Genomic DNA, 18449 nt, shown 5'->3' with positions numbered 1-18449 from the left:
CGCGTCAGCCCCAGCCGTTCAGGCGCAGGGTGGCGCGGACCAGGCGCTGTTCTTCCTGCTCGATCTCCCGCAGGTTGTCGCGGATGCTGTGGATATGTTCGCGCGCCGCCCGTTGCGCCTGGTCCGGCTGGCGCTCGCGGAGGGCCGCGTAGAGGCGCGCGTGCTGGCGGTCGATCTGGCGTTTCTGCGGCGGTCGGTGGTAGAGGTTGTTCACTGAGGCGAACACCGTGCTCAGCAGCAGTTCGTTGAGCGATTGCAGGGTATGCACCAGCACCGGATTGTGCGATGCCTCGCTGATCGCCCGGTGGAACGCGTGGTCGCGGCGGGCGTGCTCGCGGGGATCGATCGGCTGGGTTTCCTCGTGGCTGGCGAGCATCTCTTCGTAGCGCCGGGCGAGCAGGACGAAGTCTGCCTCGGTGCCGCGTAGCGCTGCCAGGCGGGCCGCCTCGCCCTCCAGCAGGGCGCGGACTTCGAGCAGGTCGTAGAGGGTGCGCGGCTGGGAGCCGAACAGGTGCATCAGCGGGCTGGCGTCGGCGTTGCGGTCGAGGTCGGCGACGAACGACCCACGGCCATGCTCGGTGTCGATGATGCCGCGCCCGCGCAGCGCCCGCAGGCCCTCGCGCAGGGCCGAGCGCGAGCAGCCGAGCTTGGCCACCAGGCGCCGCTCGGACGGCAGAGCCTGGCCGACCTTGAGCACGCCGTCGACGATCAGCCGCTCGATACGCTCTGCGACCTGGTCGGCCACCCGCTGTTTCTGCATGGAAGCTCCCGTTGCACTGGTAGGACCAGTTGGCTGTCGTTACTCACTATAGAAGCTCAGGGACTTTCTAGCATGCGCCTCATGCCCATGGCTCCTGGTGATACTGGTAGGACCAGTTAGACGCCTGCTGGACCCCGGCGTCCGCACGGTACAGGCTGTGGACGCTTGCTGATCCCGCCGACAACCACAACAAGGACAGCCGCCATGAACATCCTCTACGACGAGCGTCTGGACGGTCCGCTGCCGCAGGTGGACAAGGATGGCCTGCTGGCCGAGTTGCGCCTCCGCCTGCCCGACCTCGAACTGCTGCACGCCGCGGAAGACCTGCGTCCCTACGAGTGCGACGGACTCTCGGCGTATCGCTGCACGCCGTTGCTGGTGGCATTGCCGGAACGCATCGAACAGGTTCAGGGCCTGCTCGCCCTCTGCCATCGGCTGAAGGTGCCGGTCGTGGCGCGCGGTGCCGGCACCGGCCTGTCCGGCGGCGCGCTGCCGCTGGAGAACGGCGTGCTGCTGGTGATGGCGCGTTTCCGGCGGATCCTCGAGATCGATCCGCTGGGTCGTTTCGCCCGGGTCCAGCCTGGCGTGCGCAACCTGGCGATCTCCCAGGCCGCTGCCCCTCATGGTCTGTACTACGCACCGGACCCGTCCTCGCAGATCGCCTGCTCCATCGGCGGCAACGTCGCGGAGAACGCCGGCGGCGTGCATTGCCTGAAGTACGGCCTGACCGTGCACAACCTGTTGCAGGTGGACATCGTGACCCTGGAAGGCGAGCGCCTGAGCCTGGGGTCCAGCGCCCTGGACAGCGCTGGCTTCGACCTGCTGGCGCTGTTCACCGGCTCCGAAGGGCTGCTCGGCGTGGTGGTGGAGGTCACCGTCAGGCTGTTGCCGCGCCCGCCGGTGGCGAAGGTCCTGCTGGCCAGCTTCGACGATGTGGAAAGCGCCGGGCGGGCGGTGGCCGACCTGATCGGTGCCGGCATCGTCCCGGCCGGGCTGGAAATGATGGACAACCTGTCGATCCGCGCCGCCGAGGATTTCATCCACGCCGGTTACCCGGTCGACGCGGCGGCGATCCTGCTCTGCGAACTGGATGGCGTGGAAGCCGACGTGCACGAGGATTGCGAGCGGGTCCGCGAGCTGTTCGAGGCGGCTGGCGCCACCTCGGTGCGACAGGCCCAAGACGAGGCCGAGCGCCAGCGCTTCTGGGCCGGGCGCAAGAATGCGTTTCCGGCGGTCGGGCGGATTTCCCCCGATTACTACTGCATGGACGGCAGCATCCCGCGCCGCGAGCTGCCGCGGGTGCTGCATGGCATCGCCGAGCTTTCGCGCGAATACGGCCTGCGGGTGGCCAACGTATTCCACGCCGGCGACGGCAACATGCACCCGCTGATCCTCTTCGACGCCAACCTGGCGGGCGAGCTGGAGCGCGCCGAAGCGCTGGGCGGCAGGATCCTCGAGTTGTGCGTGGCGGTAGGCGGCAGCATCACCGGCGAACATGGCGTCGGCCGCGAGAAGATCAACCAGATGTGCGCTCAGTTCAATGCCGACGAGCTGACCCTGTTCCACGCCGTGAAGGCGGCGTTCGACCCGGCCGGGCTGCTCAATCCCGGCAAGAACGTGCCCACCCTGCATCGCTGCGCCGAGTTCGGCGCCATGCACGTCCACCACGGTCGACTGCCGTTCCCCGAACTGGAGCGTTTCTGATGAGCCAGCCGTATTTCGATCCGGACGCTGGCGCCGACCATGCCGGCGCGCTGCTCGAGCGGGTCCGCGACGCCCTGGCGCGGCGCGCGCCGCTGCGCATCGTCGGCGGCGATAGCAAGGCGTTCCTCGGCAGGCCGGTTGCGGGCGAACCGCTGGCGCTCGCCGAACACCGTGGGATCGTCGCCTACGATCCCTGCGAACTGGTGATCACCGCCCGTGCCGGTACGCCGCTGGACGAGCTACAGGCCGTGCTGGCGCGCGGCGGGCAGATGCTTGCCTGCGAGGCGCCGGGTTTCGGCGGCCGGGCGACGGTCGGCGGGGTGCTCGCCAGCGGCCTGTCCGGACCGCGCCGGCCCTGGGCGGGAGCGGTACGCGATTTCGTCCTCGGCACGCGGCTGATCAGTGGCCTGGGCACCCACCTGCGCTTCGGCGGCGAGGTGATGAAGAACGTCGCCGGCTACGACCTGTCGCGGTTGCTGGCGGGCAGCTTCGGTTGCCTCGGGGTGGTCACCGAAGTGTCCTTCAAGGTGCTGCCCATGCCGCGCTGCCAGGCCGGCCTGAGCCTGGACCTGCCGGTGGCGACGGCGTTGCGCAAGCTGGCCGAGTGGGGAGGCCAGCCATTGCCGATCAGTGCGGCCTGCCACGACGGCGAAGCCCTGCGCCTGCGCCTGGAGGGCGGCGAGGGCTCGGTACGCTCGGCGCGCGACCGCCTCGGTGGCGAAGCGCTCGAGGACGGCTTCTGGGCCGACCTGCGCGAGCAGCGCCTGCCGTTCTTCGACGACCCGCGACCGCTCTGGCGCCTGTCGCTGCCGGCGCTGGCGCCGGAGACGCCGTTGCCTGGTCGTCAGTTGCTGGACTGGGGCGGGGCGCTGCGCTGGCTGAAAAGCGACGCGCCGGCCGCGGACATCCGTGCGTGGGCCGCCGCCCATGGCGGTCACGCCACCTGCTACCGCGCCGGCCATCTCGATGCGCCGTTCCAGCCGCTACCGCCTGGACTGCTCGGCCTGCACCGGGCACTCAAACGCCAGCTCGACCCGCAGGGCATCTTCAATCCCGGGCGGATGTACGCCGAACTCTGAGGAGGCGCGATGCAAACCAACCTCTGCGATTCCGCCCGGCAACGCGCCGAGGCCGCCGAAGCCGAGCGCATCCTGCGCAGCTGCGTGCACTGCGGTTTCTGCAACGCCACCTGCCCGACCTACCAGGAGCTGAGCGACGAACTCGACGGCCCGCGCGGACGGATCTACCTGATCAAGCAGTTCCTCGAGCGCGACGAGGCCAGCGAGCGCACCCGCCTGCACCTCGATCGCTGCCTGAGCTGCCGCAACTGCGAAACCACCTGCCCGTCCGGAGTCGAGTACCACAAGCTGCTGGATATCGGCCGCGACCTCCTCGCCGAACGCCTGCCGCGCGGCTTCCGGCAACGCCTGCTGCGCGACGGGCTGCGCCTGCTGGCCCCGCGCCCGGGGTTGTTCGGCGCGCTGGCCGGCGCTGCCGGGCGGCTGAGGCCTCTGCTGCCTGAGGCGATGCAGGGCAAGCTGCCACGTCGGGTCGCGGCGCCGGGCAGGCGGCCGCAGCCCCGGCATGCGCGGCGCGTGCTGCTGCTCGAGGGTTGCGTGCAGCCGGCGCTGTCGCCGAACACCAACGCCGCCGCCGCGCGGGTTCTGGACCGCCTGGGAATCAGCGTGACGCCGGCGGCCGCGGCCGGCTGCTGCGGCGCGCTGGATTTCCACCTGGATGCGCAGGAGCGCGGCCGCCAGCGCGCGCGGCGCAATATCGACGCCTGGTGGCCGTTGCTGCGCGAGGGTGCCGAGGCCATCGTGCAGACCGCCAGCGGCTGCGGCGCCTTCGTCAAGGACTACGCCTACCTGCTGCGCGACGACCCACGGTACGCGGACAAGGCGCACGAGGTCGCCGCCGCTGTCCGCGACCTGGTGGAAGTGCTTCGCGACGAGCCGCTGGAGTCCCTCGGCCTGCGCTGCGACCAGCGCCTGGCGTTCCACTGCCCATGCACACTGCAGCACGCGCAACGACTGGGCGGGGCCGTGGAGGCGGTGCTGCGGCGACTGGGCTTCCATCTCACCGAGGTGGCCGACGGTCATCTCTGCTGCGGGTCCGCCGGCACCTACTCGCTGACCCAGCCGGCGCTGTCCCGGCGTCTGCGCGACAACCGCCTGGACGCCCTGGAAAGCGGCGCGCCGGATGTCATCGCCACGGCCAACGTCGGTTGCCAGGCCCATCTCGACGGGGCCGGACGGACCCCGGTACGCCACTGGATCGAGCTGCTCGACCAGGCCTTGCCCGGAGGAGAGTGAAACCATGCACAGCAAGCCGGTACTAGGCCGCGAGGAGGTCGCCCGCGTCCTTGGCGCGGCCCGTGAGGAGGCACAGCGCCAAGGCTGGGCGGTGAGCATCGCGGTGGTCGACGACGGCGGCCACCCGCTGGCGCTGGAGCGCCTCGACGGCTGCGCGCCGATCGGTGCCTACATCGCGACGGAAAAGGCCCGCAGCGCCGCCCTGGGACGCCGGGAAACGAAGCGCTACGAGGACATGATCAACGGCGGACGCAGCGCCTTCCTCTCGGTGCCGCTGCTGCAGGCCACCCTGGAGGGCGGTGTGCCGATCCTGGTGGACGGACAGGTGGTCGGCGCGGTCGGGGTTTCCGGCGTACGCGCCGAAGAGGACGCCCGGGTGGCGCGGATCGGAGCCGAGGGGTTGTGAGGCGACCGGTGGGCACCACCCATCTTTGGTTGGCCCGTTCGGCACCACCTTGCCTTTCGGGCAGGTTGGCGGACAGGGTGGATTTGTTATAGGTTGCCGGCGCTGAACCGTGGTAACCCGCCCGAGGTAAACAATGAAGAAGTGGCAATGCGTGGTGTGTGGACTGATCTATGACGAGGCCAAAGGCTGGCCGGAAGAAGGCATCGAGGCGGGAACGCGCTGGGAAGACGTGCCTGAAGACTGGCTGTGCCCCGACTGCGGCGTCGGCAAGCTGGACTTCGAGATGATCGAAATCGGCTGAGCCCCGCTCGCCGGCGAAGAAGGCGGCCCTGGCCGCCTTTTTTCATGCCTGGCCAGCGGCCGTCCAGGAGTTATCCTTGGGACTTGGGTCCGGTCATTGACTGTCCTGCCGGGAACGCCCGGCAGCCTTGCCGTTGGCCGGCCACCGACGCTGAGCTAGGTTCGACGAACGAGGAGGGTGGCTATGCGCAAGTGGCAATGCGTGGTCTGCGGCTTCATCTACGACGAAGCCCTGGGCCTGCCCGAAGAAGGCATTCCGGCGGGAACCCGTTGGGAAGACATCCCGGCGGACTGGGTCTGCCCGGATTGCGGTGTCGGCAAGATCGATTTCGAGATGATCGAGATCGCCTGAGCGAAATCCACAGAAGCGGCGCCCGGCGCCGGCAATCACAGAGGAACGGAAATGAGCGAGCGTGCGCCCCTGGTAATCATCGGAACCGGCCTGGCGGGCTACAACCTGGCCCGCGAGTGGCGCAAGCTGGACAGCGAGACGCCGCTGCTGATGATCACCGCCGACGACGGCCGTTCCTATTCCAAGCCGATGCTCTCCACCGGCTTCTCGAAGAACAAGGACGCCGACGGCCTGGCCATGGCCGAACCGGGCGCCATGGCCGAGCAACTGAACGCACGCATCCTGACCCATACCCGGGTCACCGGTATCGATCCCGGCCATCAGCGGATCTGGATCGGTGAGGAAGAGGTGCGTTATCGCGACCTGGTCCTGGCCTGGGGCGCGGAGCCGATCCGGGTGCCGGTCGAGGGCGATGCCCAGGACGCGCTCTACCCGATCAACGACCTGGAAGACTACGCGCGCTTCCGCCAGGCGGCTGCCGGCAAGCGCCGGGTACTGCTGCTCGGTGCGGGGCTGATCGGTTGCGAATTCGCCAACGACCTCTCCAGCGGCGGCTACCAGCTCGACGTGGTGGCGCCTTGCGAGCAGGTCATGCCGGGCCTGCTCCACCCGGCCGCGGCGAAGGCCGTGCAGGCAGGCCTGGAAGGCCTCGGCGTGCGCTTCCACCTGGGGCCGGTGCTGGCCAGCCTGAAGAAGGCCGGCGAGGGGCTGGAAGCACATCTTTCGGATGGCGAGGTGATTCCCTGCGACCTGGTGGTCTCCGCCGTCGGCCTGCGTCCGCGCACCGAACTGGCCTTCGCCGCCGGGCTGGCGGTCAACCGCGGGATCGTCGTCGACCGCTCGCTGCGCACCTCCCACGCCAACATCTACGCGCTGGGCGACTGCGCCGAAGTGGACGGCCTCAACCTGCTCTATGTGATGCCGCTGATGGCCTGCGCACGCGCGCTGGCGCAGACCCTCGCCGGCAACCCCAGCCAGGTGGCCTACGGTCCCATGCCGGTGACGGTGAAGACCCCGGCCTGCCCGCTGGTGGTGTCGCCGCCGCCCCGCGGAATGGATGGCCAATGGCTAGTGGAAGGCTCTGGAACGGACCTCAAGGTCCTGTGCCGGGATACCGCTGGTCGAGTGATCGGTTATGCCCTGACCGGAGCGGCGGTGAACGAAAAATTGGCCCTGAACAAAGAGTTACCCGGCCTCATGGCTTGAATGCCATTGGTTCCGGCCGTTATGCCGTCGAGACTTGCGGCAAAATTGTCGGACGATACTGGCGCAGTCCTCGGGAGCATGCCATCCTCCATCGCGTCTACCGCAGTCTAGAGCCTATGGTTCCGGTGGACTGCGGTGCCTTTGAGCGCTGCTGGGAAGACAGCACGGACACAAAAACAACAAACCGTCAAAGAGGCAACTATGCGTAAACCAGAACTAGCCGCCGCTATCGCCGAAAAGGCCGATCTCACCAAGGAACAGGCCAATCGCGTTCTCAACGCCCTGTTGGATGAAATCACCGGCGCGCTGAACCGCAAGGACAGCGTGACCCTGGTCGGTTTCGGCACCTTCCTGCAACGCCATCGCGGAGCCCGCACGGGGAAGAACCCGCAGACCGGCCAGCCGGTGAAGATCAAGGCCAGCAACACCGTCGCCTTCAAGCCGGGCAAGGCCCTGCGCGACGCGGTCAACTGACCGCCGAGAGCCCGGAGTCAGAGCGGCTCCGGGCTTCGTCGAAGACGCTTCCGCGCTCATCGAAAGGACAGCTGTAGTCCTCCTCGCGAACAGCTACAATGCGCCGCTCATCTCCCCGGATATCGAGGCGCGTGCATGAAATTTCGTCTTCTCCTGTGGATGCTTGGTCGCCTGATGGCCAAGGCCAGCCGCGACAATCCCGCTTTCCAGAAGCAGCTCGAGGGCAAGGACCTGGTGTTCCAGTTGCATACCCTCGACGGCAAGGTGGCGCGCCACTACCTGGTCAGGGACCTGCGCGTCAGCAGCAAGCGCGGTACCCATCCGCAACCGGCTTTTTCCCTGGGGTTCAAGGACGGAGCCTACGGTTTCGCCGCGATGACTTCGAAGAACCCGCAGTTGGCCTTCATGCAGGGCATCCAGAACAAGGACATCCAGATACAGGGCAATCCGGCGCTGGTGATCTGGTTCCAGGGTCTGGTGAAGTACCTCAAGCCGAAGAAGAAGGCTCCGGAGAAGAAAGCCGCCTGAGGGCGGCTTTCGATCTCATCCGGGCTGCGGCCGCAGCCTTTCGGTAGTGCGTTTCGCAGCGGACTACCCGGTCACCCCGGCAAGCGATTGAACTGGGCCGCCAGTTCGCGCAGGGCCGCTTCCGCTTCCAGCACCTTTTTCACGGCGTCCCCGGCCTTCTCCGGGGTGATCCCCAGGCGCTCGTACAATGCCGCCGGAATCGCTTGCTGCGGGCCATCGCCGATGCCGCTGTTGCGCAGCAACCGGTTGGTCAGGCAGATCAGGTTGGCGTAGACCGCGTTCGGCCCGGTGTAGCTGGGGTCCTGCTGGAAGCGCAGGGCGCAATAGAGGTCGTCAGGCATGTCCCAGACGCGCATCAGCCAGGCGCCGATCTGCTCGCGGGTGATCCCCAGCAGGTGCTGTTCGATATAGGCATGGCCGAGGTGCGGGTTGACCTCCAGGTGCCGGCAGATCAGCGAGAAATGCGGCGGGAAGACATGCGCCAGGACCAGGTAGCCGAAATTGTGCAGCAGGCCGCCCAGGTAGCTCAGGCCGGACTCCGGGCGCAGCTCGCGCGGCATGGCGCGGGTCAGGCCCTCGATCACCGCGGCGGTGTAGATCGCTTGCTGCCAGTAGGGCGTGGCCTGCTGTGGCTGGTCCTTGGGTAGGCTCAGGCTCTTGCCCAGGGCGAGGCCGAGGGCCAGGTTGATCACCAGGTCGAAACCGAGGACGCGGACGATCGCGTCTTCCACCGAGCGGATCTTGCCCGGAGCGGCGTAGTAGGGCGAGGCCGCCCAACTGACCACCTGGGCGGCGAGCGCCGGATCGGTTTCCACCAGACCGGTGATGTCGTCGACGCTGGCGTTGGGGTCGACCCGCAGCTTGATGATCTTCTGCGCCGTCTGCGGCAGCGGTGGAATCTCGATGGTCTGCTCCAGGCGCTGCTGGATGCGCCGGGCGGTGAAGGCCTGCACGGCCTGGCTGATTTCCGCGCGGTCGTCGTCCGGGCGGTCAAGGTTCAGGTTGATGTTTTCCAGCGGTTCGCCGAAGCGCGCGGCGCTGGCCTTGCCCAGCAGGCCGCGGAAGTCGTTGCTGGCGATCTCCAGGAGGATGCCGGGCTGGCCGGACTCGATCAGCAGGCGCGGTTCCTGCAACAGGCGCTCGTCGTACAGGCAGGGCGAACTGGTCAGGGGCGGCAACGCCGGCAGGCGGTGCAACTCGTGCTTGCCGAGCATTCGTTCCAGGCGCTCGGGCTTGATCGCCAGCAGCTTGCGGCCGGTCAGTTCGGTGAGCCGGGCGAGGTCCAGCAACTGGCTCTGCGGGAACAGCACCAGCAGGGTGCCGACGGCGTCGTCCAGCAGCACCGCCTGGACCCGGCGGGCGGCAGGCAGCTCCGCGCTGTCGCTGACCTCGCGGCAGGCGATGCCTAGCTTGGCGAGCAGCTGGAGGATGACCTGGGGGGCGTGCGGAGCATCGGCGGAGGCCAGGGCGGCTTCTGTCATGACGAGACCATGCGAGCTGGATTTTCCCTCAGTATAACCAGAGCTGCTTCAAGACTGAGACCTACGCCGGTCAGCGAGAGCGAAATAGATCACACTTGACCGTATTGCTGGCCGTGGCGCAACCACCGTTCGAGCAGCGGGCTGACATGCTGCGGCCAGTGCGCCAGGAGGGATTGGGCGGCATCGCGGACCGCCGGCAGCAGGTCTGCGTCGCGCATCAGGTCGGCGACCTTGAATTGCAGCAGGCCGGTCTGGCGGGTGCCGAGCATTTCGCCGGGGCCGCGCAATTCCAGGTCCTTCTCGGCGATGACGAAGCCGTCGCTGGTTTCGCGCATGATGCCCAGCCGCTCGCGGCCGATCTGCGACAGCGGTGGGTGGTAGAGCAGCACGCAGTGGCTGGCGGCGCTGCCCCGGCCAACCCGGCCGCGTAGCTGGTGCAGTTGGGCCAGGCCAAGGCGCTCGGGGTTCTCGATGATCATCAGGCTGGCGTTGGGCACGTCGACGCCGACCTCGATCACCGTGGTCGCCACCAGCAGTTGCAACATGCCTTCCTTGAAGGCCTCCATCACCACGGCCTTGTCCGCCGGCTTCATGCGCCCGTGGATCAGGCCGACACGCAGTTCGCCCAGCGCCGAGGAAAGCTCTTCGTAGGTGGTCTCGGCGGCCTGGCAGGTAAGCTCCTCGGACTCTTCGATCAGGGTACACACCCAGTAGGCCTGGCGCCCTTCGCGGCAAGCCGCGCGGACTCGCTCGATCACCTCGATACGGCGGCTGTCGGCCACCAGCACGGTATTCACCGGGGTACGCCCGGGCGGCAGCTCGTCGAGGATCGAGGTGTCGAGGTCGGCATAGGCGCTCATCGCCAGGGTCCGCGGGATCGGCGTGGCGGTCATGATCAACTGGTGTGGGCAGAGCCTGCCGTCCACGCCCTTCTGGCGCAGGGCCAGGCGCTGCTGCACGCCGAAGCGGTGCTGTTCGTCGATGATCGCCAGTGCAAGGCGCTTGAATTTCACTTCATCCTGGAACAGCGCGTGGGTGCCGACCACCATCGGCGCGCCGTCGCCGATGCGTTCCAGTGCCGCCGCGCGGGCCTTGCCCTTGAGCTTGCCGGCCAGCCAGGCGACTTCGATGTCCAGCGGCTGGAGCCACTTGCTGAAGTTGAGGAAATGCTGCTCGGCGAGGATCTCGGTCGGCGCCATCAGCGCCACCTGGTAGCCGGCCTCTATGGCTTGCAGGGCGGCGAGGGCGGCGACCACGGTCTTGCCGGCACCGACGTCGCCTTGCACCAGGCGCAGCATCGGCTCGTCCTGGGCCAGGTCGTAGGCGATCTCCGCGCCGACCCGGCGTTGCGCGCCGGTCGGCTGGAAGCCGAGGTTGGTAAGGAAGCGTTTCGGCAAGCGGCTGGCCGCCGGCAAGCGCGGCGCTGCCTGCGAGCGCACGGCTTCGCGCAGGCGCTGCAGGGATAACTGGTGGGTCAGCAGTTCTTCGAAGGCCAGGCGCAACTGCGCCCAGTGCCGGCCTTCGGCCAGTTCCTCGATGTCGGCATCCGGCGGCGGCCGGTGCAGGTAGCGGATCGCCTGGTCGAGCGGGCCAAGTTGGTAGTCGCGGGCCAGTTCCGCCGGCAGCCAGTCGGGCAGGCTGCTGGGGCCGAGCATGGCCAGGGCCTGTTGGCTCAACTGGCGCAGGCGCTGCTGGGTGAGGCCCTCGGTAGTCGGGTAGATCGGCGTCAGGGTCTGCTCCACCGGAATCGGCTCGTCGCCGTTCAGCGCGCGGTATTCCGGATGGTAGATCTCCAGGCCCGAGGCACCCGGCCGGACTTCGCCGTAGCAGCGCAGGTGGGTGCCGCGCTTGAGACCGTCCTTCTGCGCCTGGCTGAAATGGTAGAAGCGCAGGCTCAGGGTGCCGCTGCCGTCCTGCAGGCGCACCAGCAGGCTGCGGCGGCGCCCCATCACCACGTCGGCGCCGGCCACCACGCCCTCGACCACCGCGTCGGCCCCTGGCCGCAGGGCGCCGATGGCGGTGACGCGGGTACGGTCCTGGTAGCGCAGGGGCAGGTGGAACAGGATATCCTGCAGGGTTTCCAGGCCTACCCGAGCGAGCTTCTCCGCCAGCGCGGCGCCTACGCCCTTTAGCGCGGTAACCGGGACCCTGGACAGCTCGGTCATGCGATTTGCGGTTGTTCCTGGGTTTGCGGACGGGCCACCGAGCACAGGCGGATCGAGTCGGCCAGCACTTCGATGGCGCGTGGACGCGGGAAGCTGGCGCGCCAGGCGATGGCAACGGTACGGAACGGCACCGGCGCGCTGAACGGGCGCACTTCGATGACGCCCGGCGCGTAGTGGTGGCTGTCCACCGCGGAGAACGGCAGCACCGAGACGCCCAGTCCGGAGGCGACCATGTGGCGGATGGTCTCCAGCGACGAGGACTCCACCGTGGTGTGCTTGTTCTCGTCGCCCTTGCGCACGGTCGGGCAGGCTTCCAGCACCTGGTCGCGGAAGCAGTGGCCTTCGCCGAGCAGGAGCAGGCTCTTGTCGTTGAGCAGCTCGGAATCGATGCTGGCCTTGGCGGTCCAGGGATGGTCGGCCGGCATCAGCACATAGAAGGGCTCGTCGAACAGCGGCTTGGTCAGGACGTCGGCTTCCTGGAACGGCAGGGCGATGATGATCGCGTCGAGTTCGCCGGTACGCAGCTTGTCGCGGAGGATATGGGTGAAGTTCTCCTCGATGTACAGCGGCATCTGCGGCGCGACCCGGTGCAGCTGGGGAATCAGGTGCGGGAACAGGTAGGGACCGATGGTGTAGATGGCGCCGACCTTCAGCGGCGCGGCCAACTGGTTCTTGCCGGCCTGGGCCAGCTCGCGGATGCCCTGGGCCTGTTCGAGGACCTTCTGCGCCTGGGCGACGATGCCTTCGCCCACTGGCGTCAGGCGCACGGCGCTCTTGCTGCGCTCGAAGATCAGCACCCCCAGCTCGTCCTCGAGCTTCTTCACGCCGACCGAGAGGGTCGGTTGGCTGACGTGGCAACGCTCGGCGGCGCGGCCGAAGTGTTGTTCCTGGGCGAGGGTGACGATGTAGCGCAGTTCGGTGAGGGTCATGGCTGCTCATCCGTTAAGATCGGCCAAGCATAGCGGCTGCACCGCCGCGAACCAACCTCCGGGGGCATGATCGGGCGTGCATTGCAGACGATTCGACGCCTACACTGCCCGCCTTGTTGTAGGAAGGAGACGGCTTCATGTCGCAAACAGTGATGATCGCCGGCTGCGGCGATGTCGGCGGGCGCCTCGGCGAGGCGCTGCTGGCCGATGGCTGGCGGGTCCATGGCCTGCGTCGCTCGGTGGACGCCTTGCCGCAGGGGATCCTGCCGGTGGCTGGCGATCTGCAGGCTCCGGAGTGTCCCGCGCAGTGGCCGAGCGAGCCGCTCGACTACCTGGTGTACAGCGCCGCCGCCAGTCAGCACGACGAGGCTGGCTACCGTGCCGCCTACGTCGACGGCCTGCGCCATGTGCTGGGCTGGTTGCAGGCCCACGGCCAGCGGCCCAGGCGCCTGCTGTTCGTCTCCAGCACCGGGGTCTACGCGCAGACCGATGGCGGCTGGATCGACGAGGAGTCGCCGGCGCTTTCCCAGGCCTATTCCGGACGGATCATGCTCGACGCCGAGCAGGTCGCGCTGGACAGCGGGATACCGGCTACCCGCGTGCGCCTGGCCGGCATCTACGGTCCGGGGCGGGAGTGGCTGCTCAACCAGGTGCGCCAGGGGTACCGGGTGGTCAGCGAGCCGCCCCTGTATGCCAACCGGATCCACGCCGACGATGCGGCCGGGCTGCTGGCCTTCCTGTTGCGCGCCGATGCCGGCGGCCAGGCGCTGGAGGACTGCTACATCGGTGTCGACGACGCGCCCGTGGCGATGCACGAGGTGGTCGACTACCTGCGCCAGCGCCTGGGCGTCAGCCAATGGGCCGACGAACATTCGGTACGCCGCGCCGGCAGCAAGCGTTGCAGCAACCGCCGCGCCCGGGCGCTCGGCTGGGTGCCGCGCTATCCCAGCTACCGCGAGGGCTACGCGGCGGTGCTCGGGGACGCCTGATGGCTGCCAACCGGTTGTTGGCGCGTCCCTGGCTGCCTGGCGTGGAACTGTTCCATGCGGACTTCTCCGGCCAGGCGTTCGGCCGCCACAGCCATTCGGCCTTCGCCATCGGCTCGATCCTCCACGGCGTCGGCGGCTACCAGTGCCGCGGGCGGCGCCATGCGCTGCCGGCCGGCACCCTGTCGCTGATGAACCCGGAAGAGCCACATACCGGGCACGCCGAATCCGAGCGGCTGGTCTACCGGATGCTCTATGTCGAGGAAACGCGCCTGCTCGGCCTGCTCGGCCGCAAACAGTTGCCGCGCGGCTTCGGCGAACTGAACCCGGCCGACGACGGCAGCGTGGCGGCTGGCCTGGCGTGGCTGGCCGAGGATTTCCAGCGCAGCGACGCATTGGGGTTGGAAAGCCGCCTGCTGGCCTTGCTCGAACAGGTCTTCGTGCGTCACGGCGGCTTGCGCCCGGCGGCCGCGGCGCCCCGCGACGGCGGAACCACCGCACGCCTGCGCGATTACCTGGAAGCGCATGCCACCGAGGCGCTCGGTCTGGACCAACTGGCGCAGTTGCTGCAGCGCCACCCGCGCCACCTGATCGAGGCTTTCCGGCGTGCCTACGGCGTACCGCCGCATACCTACCAACTGCAATGCCGGGTGCGCCAGGCCAAGCGCCTGTTGCTGGAAGAACGGCCGCTGGCGGAACTCGCCCAGCACCTCGGCTTCTACGACCAGGCGCACTTCTCCACGACCTTCCGGCGTTTCACCGGGGTCACTCCGGGGCAGTTCCGGCGCAGCGCCAAGACCTGAGTTTTTTCCAATACGGCGCCCGCCGCGCTGCACAGACTGGAGGCCTTCGCGTTTCGAGGGGCCTTCATGTTCGCCGCGTTCGTCCTTGTCGCCAGTACCCATTTCGCTGCCCTGCTGTCGCCGGGGCCGGACTTCTTCCTGTTGGTGCGCGCCGCCCTGCTGCGCGGCCGGCGCCAGGCCGACGGGGTGGCCGCCGGCATCGCCCTGGCCAACCTCCTGAGCATGCTGCTGGTGCTCGGCCTGCTGGCCAGCGTGCCGGACTCGGCGCACAGCGCCTTGCGCTGGCTGCAGGCGCTCGGCGGACTGTACTTCCTCTGGCTGGCGGGCCAGGCGCTGCTTGCGCAGAGGCGACTGGAAATGCCGGCGCAGCGCGACGTCCCGTCCCGCGGCGGCTATCTGCGCGGGCTGCGCGACGGCCTGCTGGCGAGCAGCCTGAATCCCAAGCTGCCGATCTTCTATGCGGGGCTGTTCGGCGTGCTGGCGCGCTTCAGCCTGCCGGGCTGGGCGCTGGCCCTGTGCCTGGCGTGGATGAGCCTGGCGGTGCTGTGCTGGGACATGGCGCTGGTGCGCCTGCTGGACAGGCCGCGCTGGCGCGGCTGGTTGCAACGGCGGGTAGGTGCGCTGGACCGGCTGTGCGGCGTCCTGCTGCTGGCGCTGGGCGGCTGGCTGGTGCTGGCCGCCCTCTGAGAGGCCTCAGCGCTCCAGCAGCCAGACGCGCTTGCCGGGCACGTAGCTGGGCATCTCGTTGGCGCCGGCGGTATTGACCGCTTCGAACAGTTGCAGCTCGTCGTCGTCGAGGCTGAACAGCAATTCGCGGCCGCGGTTGCCTTGTTGCAGCCAGATGCTGTCGTTGTCGCCGCTCATCGCTGCGCAATCGCCGGCCAGGCACAGCGCGTAGCGTTCGGCGCCGGGCAGACCGCTGACCAGGCCATTGGCCTGGAACTCGACCTTGCCGCCCTGGCCCTGGCCTTCGCGGATCTTCCAGCTGCCCTTCAGATAGCTGCCATACAAGGCCCGCTCGAAACCGCTGCCGGCAGGGCTGTTGGCCGCGGGTTGCGGGTCGAGACGGCGGAAACGCTGTTCCGGGCCGTTGGCGCTGGCCTGCTGGATCAGCTCCTTGCCGTCCAGTTCGAGACTCTCCTGGTTGTCGTCGCCATAGAAGGCAACCTTCCAGTGCTCGTCATCGCTCTTGCTCAGGGTCCCTTCGCCCAGTTCGAAGCCGTTGCTGAAGGTGGCTTCGCCTGCCTTGCTGTCGAGCTTCCATTCCAGGTTCGGGCCATAGGCGAGCAGGGCCTCGCGCAGCTTGCCGTCCTTGCTCGCGGCGTCGATCGCGGCCTGGTTGATCCAGATGCCGGACGGATCGGCCGTGCCGGCGCAGCCGGCCAGCAGGGTGGCGGCTGCGGCGAGGAAAATCACGCGGCGCATCGTGCTACTCCATGCAGAGCGACGGGGCCTTGGGCCCCGTCGCGAACATCCGGCTTATTCGAGGACGACGATGGCGTCCATTTCCACCTGTGCGCCCTTCGGCAGGGCGGCTACGCCGATAGCGGCGCGCGCCGGGTAGGGCTGGGTGAAGTAGCGGCCCATGATCTCGTTGACCTTGGCGAAGTGCGACAGGTCGGTGAGGAAGATGTTCAGCTTGGCGACGTCGTGCAGGTAGCCGCCGGAAGCCTCGATCACCGCCTTGAGGTTCTCGAACACCTGGACGGTCTGCTCCTCGAAGCCTTCCACCAGTTCCATGGTCTTCGGGTCCAGCGGGATCTGCCCGGATACGTAGACGGTATTGCCGGCCTTGATGGCCTGGGAGTAGGTGCCGATGGCGGCCGGGGCGTTGTCGGTGTGGATAACGGTCTTGGTCATGGGAACTCCTTGCTGAAATCGAGTGGGCGCGGGGGCGCCGGATGACACAGGAAAAAGCGGGTCAGCTACGCAGGCGGGTGATCCGGATCACTCCCTTGAGGGCGCGCAGCTTCTTGATGACGCGGGCCAGGTGGACGCGATCGTGCACGCTGACGACCAGCTGGACCACGCTGATGCGGCCGTCGCGCTCGTCCATGCTGATCTTCTCGATGTTGCCGTCGGCCGCGTTGACGCTGGTGGCGAGCAGGGCGATCAGGCCACGCTGGTGCTCCAGCTCGACGCGCAGTTCGACATTGAATTCGCCGGTGACATCCTTGGCCCAGCTGAGCTGGATGCATTTTTCCGGGTTGTGGCGTACTTCGCTGATGTTCTTGCAGCTTTCCAGGTGCACCACCATGCCCTTGCCGGCGGACAGGTGGCCAACGATCGGGTCGCCGGGAATCGGCGTGCAGCACTTGGCGTAGCTCAGGACCAGGCCTTCGGTACCGCGGATCGCCAGCGGACCCTCGGCGCTTGGCGCTTCCTCGCCCTCGCTGGACAGCAGGCGGCGGGCGACCACGTAGGCCATGCGGTTGCCCAGGCCGATCTCTTCCAGCAGGTCCTCGAAGACTTCCATGCGGTACTCGGCGAGCACGGCCTGGATGCGTTCCTGGGGAATCTTCTCGAGGTGGCTGTCGAAGCCGGTAAGGGTCTTGTTCAGCAGGCGCTCGCCGAGGTTGATCGACTCGGAGCGGCGTTGCAGCTTGAGCGCATGGCGGATATGGGTGCGCGCCTTGCCGGTGACCACGAAGCTCAGCCAGGCCGGGTTCGGCCGGGCGCCCGGGGCGGTGACGATTTCCACCGTCTGGCCGCTCTGCAACGGCTCGGAGAGCGGCGCCAGGCGACGGTTGATGCGGCAGGCGATGCAACTGTTGCCGACGTCGGTGTGCACCGCGTAGGCGAAGTCGACCGCGGTGGAACCCTTGGGCAGTTCCATGATGCGGCCCTTGGGCGTGAACACGTAGACCTCGTCCGGGAACAGGTCGATCTTCACGTTCTCGATGAATTCCAGCGAGTTGCCGGCGCGCTGCTGCAGTTCCAGCACGCCCTTCACCCATTGCCGGGCGCGGGCATGGGTGCCCTTGGGCGTCTCGTCGTTGGACTTGTACAGCCAGTGCGCGGCGATCCCGTGGTTGGCCATCTCTTCCATCTCGCGGGTACGGATCTGGATCTCGATGGGCACCCCGTGCATGCCGAACAGGGTGGTATGCAGCGACTGGTAGCCGTTGGCCTTGGGAATCGCGATGTAGTCCTTGAAGCGTCCGGGGAACGGCTTGTACAGGCTGTGCACGGCGCCCAGCACGCGATAGCAGGTATCGACCTTGTCGACGATGATGCGGAAGGCGTAGACGTCCATGATCTCGTTGAACGCCTTACGCTTGCCGCGCATCTTCTGGTAGATGCTGTAGAGGTGCTTCTCGCGGCCGATCACCTGGCCTTCCATGCCTTCGCGGGCGAGGCAGTTGACCAGCGACTCCTGGATCTTGCCGACGATCTCGCGGCGGTTGCCGCGGGCCTTCTTCACCGCCTGGCGGATGCGCTCGGCGCGCATCGGGTGCATGGCCTTGAAACCTAGGTCCTCGAACTCCACGCGCATGGTGTGCATGCCCAGGCGGTTAGCGATGGGCGCGTAGATTTCCAGGGTTTCCTTGGCGATGCGCCGGCGCTTTTCGCCGGACAGCACCTCGAGGGTGCGCATGTTGTGCAGGCGGTCGGCCAGCTTGACCAGGATCACGCGGATGTCGCGGGCCATGGCCATGGCCATCTTCTGGAAGTTCTCGGCCTGGGCCTCGGCCTTGGTCTCGAAGTTCATCTGGGTCAGCTTGCTGACCCCGTCGACCAGTTCCGAAACCGTCTCGCCGAACTGCGCGGTGAGCGCTTCCTTGGCGATGCCGGTGTCCTCGATCACGTCGTGCAGCATCGCGGCCATCAGGCTCTGATGGTCCATGTGCATGTCGGCGAGGATGTTGGAGACCGCCAGCGGGTGGGTCACGTACGGTTCGCCGCTGCGGCGGCGTTGCCCGTCGTGGGCCTGCTCGGCGTAGTAGTAGGCGCGGCGGACCAGGTTGACCTGGTCCGGCCCGAGGTAGCTCGACAGTCTGTCGGCGAAGGCGTCTATGCCCGGCAAGGGTTCACCCCCT

At 67.9% G+C, this 18449-nt stretch carries 19 protein-coding genes; 12 read left to right on the top strand and 7 right to left on the bottom strand.

The window, feature by feature from the left end; translation table 11 throughout:
• Window positions 1-4 precede the first annotated feature (4 nt).
• Window positions 5-760: a transcriptional regulator GlcC gene (gene glcC, locus LE197_RS26970; protein ID WP_003096643.1), complete on the bottom strand. Its 756-nt coding sequence runs from the start codon at window positions 758-760 to the stop codon at window positions 5-7.
• Between the two features lie 204 nt (window positions 761-964).
• On the opposite strand from glcC, the gene glcD reads away from it, so the two are divergent.
• The 9 genes from glcD (at window position 965) to LE197_RS26925 (ending at window position 8045) form a co-directional block, all read left to right on the top strand.
• Window positions 965-2464 (top strand): glycolate oxidase subunit GlcD, encoded by a 1500-nt coding sequence (gene glcD, locus LE197_RS26965; protein ID WP_003114372.1) that lies wholly within the window; start codon window positions 965-967, stop codon window positions 2462-2464.
• Entirely contained in the window at window positions 2464-3543 is a 1080-nt protein-coding gene (gene glcE, locus LE197_RS26960) for a glycolate oxidase subunit GlcE (RefSeq protein WP_003136272.1), read from the top strand. The genes glcD and glcE overlap by 1 nt, the downstream gene beginning before the upstream one ends.
• A gap of 9 nt (window positions 3544-3552) precedes the next feature.
• Complete coding sequence (gene glcF, locus LE197_RS26955) at window positions 3553-4779, top strand: glycolate oxidase subunit GlcF (RefSeq protein WP_023108889.1); 1227 nt, start codon at window positions 3553-3555, stop codon at window positions 4777-4779.
• Between the two features lie 4 nt (window positions 4780-4783).
• The gene (locus LE197_RS26950; RefSeq protein ID WP_003098332.1) at window positions 4784-5185 is read left to right on the top strand and encodes a heme-binding protein; all 402 of its coding nucleotides are present in this window, start codon (window positions 4784-4786) and stop codon (window positions 5183-5185) included.
• 133 nt (window positions 5186-5318) lie between these two features.
• Window positions 5319-5486: a rubredoxin gene (locus LE197_RS26945; protein ID WP_003098330.1), complete on the top strand. Its 168-nt coding sequence runs from the start codon at window positions 5319-5321 to the stop codon at window positions 5484-5486.
• A gap of 183 nt (window positions 5487-5669) precedes the next feature.
• Window positions 5670-5837: a rubredoxin gene (locus LE197_RS26940; protein ID WP_003098329.1), complete on the top strand. Its 168-nt coding sequence runs from the start codon at window positions 5670-5672 to the stop codon at window positions 5835-5837.
• Between the two features lie 51 nt (window positions 5838-5888).
• Window positions 5889-7043: a rubredoxin-NAD(+) reductase AlkT gene (gene alkT, locus LE197_RS26935; RefSeq protein ID WP_003098326.1), complete on the top strand. Its 1155-nt coding sequence runs from the start codon at window positions 5889-5891 to the stop codon at window positions 7041-7043.
• A gap of 201 nt (window positions 7044-7244) precedes the next feature.
• A complete protein-coding gene (locus LE197_RS26930) occupies window positions 7245-7517 on the top strand; it encodes an HU family DNA-binding protein (protein ID WP_003096630.1) in 273 nt (90 codons plus the stop codon).
• A gap of 135 nt (window positions 7518-7652) precedes the next feature.
• Window positions 7653-8045 (top strand): hypothetical protein, encoded by a 393-nt coding sequence (locus LE197_RS26925; protein ID WP_003096629.1) that lies wholly within the window; start codon window positions 7653-7655, stop codon window positions 8043-8045.
• Window positions 8046-8116: 71 nt separating this feature from the next.
• On the opposite strand, the gene LE197_RS26920 is transcribed toward LE197_RS26925, so the two are convergent.
• The 3 genes from LE197_RS26920 to oxyR form a co-directional block, all read right to left on the bottom strand.
• Window positions 8117-9526: an HDOD domain-containing protein gene (locus tag LE197_RS26920; RefSeq protein WP_003098324.1), complete on the bottom strand. Its 1410-nt coding sequence runs from the start codon at window positions 9524-9526 to the stop codon at window positions 8117-8119.
• Between the two features lie 89 nt (window positions 9527-9615).
• Window positions 9616-11691, bottom strand: a complete 2076-nt coding sequence (gene recG, locus LE197_RS26915; protein ID WP_019682165.1) for an ATP-dependent DNA helicase RecG — start codon at window positions 11689-11691, stop codon at window positions 9616-9618.
• A complete protein-coding gene (gene oxyR / locus LE197_RS26910; RefSeq protein WP_003096622.1) occupies window positions 11688-12620 on the bottom strand; it encodes an oxidative stress transcriptional regulator OxyR in 933 nt (310 codons plus the stop codon). The genes recG and oxyR overlap by 4 nt, the downstream gene beginning before the upstream one ends.
• Before the next feature lie 137 nt (window positions 12621-12757).
• Between oxyR and LE197_RS26905 the strand changes: the two genes are divergently transcribed.
• The 3 genes from LE197_RS26905 to LE197_RS26895 all read left to right on the top strand — a co-directional run bounded on the left by LE197_RS26905 (window position 12758) and on the right by LE197_RS26895 (window position 15096).
• Window positions 12758-13609 carry an SDR family oxidoreductase gene (locus LE197_RS26905; RefSeq protein ID WP_003096618.1) on the top strand — a complete coding sequence of 284 codons (852 nt, stop codon included), beginning with the start codon at window positions 12758-12760 and terminating at the stop codon, window positions 13607-13609.
• Window positions 13609-14409: an AraC family transcriptional regulator gene (locus LE197_RS26900; protein ID WP_003114367.1), complete on the top strand. Its 801-nt coding sequence runs from the start codon at window positions 13609-13611 to the stop codon at window positions 14407-14409. Before LE197_RS26905 ends, LE197_RS26900 begins: the two co-directional genes overlap by 1 nt.
• Before the next feature lie 66 nt (window positions 14410-14475).
• Window positions 14476-15096 (top strand): LysE family translocator, encoded by a 621-nt coding sequence (locus tag LE197_RS26895; RefSeq protein WP_003096613.1) that lies wholly within the window; start codon window positions 14476-14478, stop codon window positions 15094-15096.
• 6 nt (window positions 15097-15102) lie between these two features.
• Here the strand turns inward: LE197_RS26895 and LE197_RS26890 are convergent, their stop codons facing one another.
• The 3 genes from LE197_RS26890 to spoT form a co-directional block, all read right to left on the bottom strand.
• The gene (locus LE197_RS26890) at window positions 15103-15834 is read right to left on the bottom strand and encodes a hypothetical protein (RefSeq protein ID WP_023108888.1); all 732 of its coding nucleotides are present in this window, start codon (window positions 15832-15834) and stop codon (window positions 15103-15105) included.
• A 54-nt stretch (window positions 15835-15888) separates the two neighbouring features.
• Window positions 15889-16269 (bottom strand): RidA family protein, encoded by a 381-nt coding sequence (locus LE197_RS26885; RefSeq protein ID WP_003096609.1) that lies wholly within the window; start codon window positions 16267-16269, stop codon window positions 15889-15891.
• Between the two features lie 61 nt (window positions 16270-16330).
• Window positions 16331-18436 (bottom strand): bifunctional GTP diphosphokinase/guanosine-3',5'-bis pyrophosphate 3'-pyrophosphohydrolase, encoded by a 2106-nt coding sequence (spoT, locus tag LE197_RS26880; RefSeq protein WP_003096603.1) that lies wholly within the window; start codon window positions 18434-18436, stop codon window positions 16331-16333.
• Window positions 18437-18449 lie beyond the last annotated feature (13 nt).

Source organism: Pseudomonas sp. PS1(2021) (assembly GCF_020405165.1).
GTDB lineage: Bacteria > Pseudomonadota > Gammaproteobacteria > Pseudomonadales > Pseudomonadaceae > Pseudomonas > Pseudomonas aeruginosa.
The sequence above is the reverse complement of the archived record's forward strand: the minus strand, read 5'-3'. Positions and strand labels throughout refer to the sequence as shown.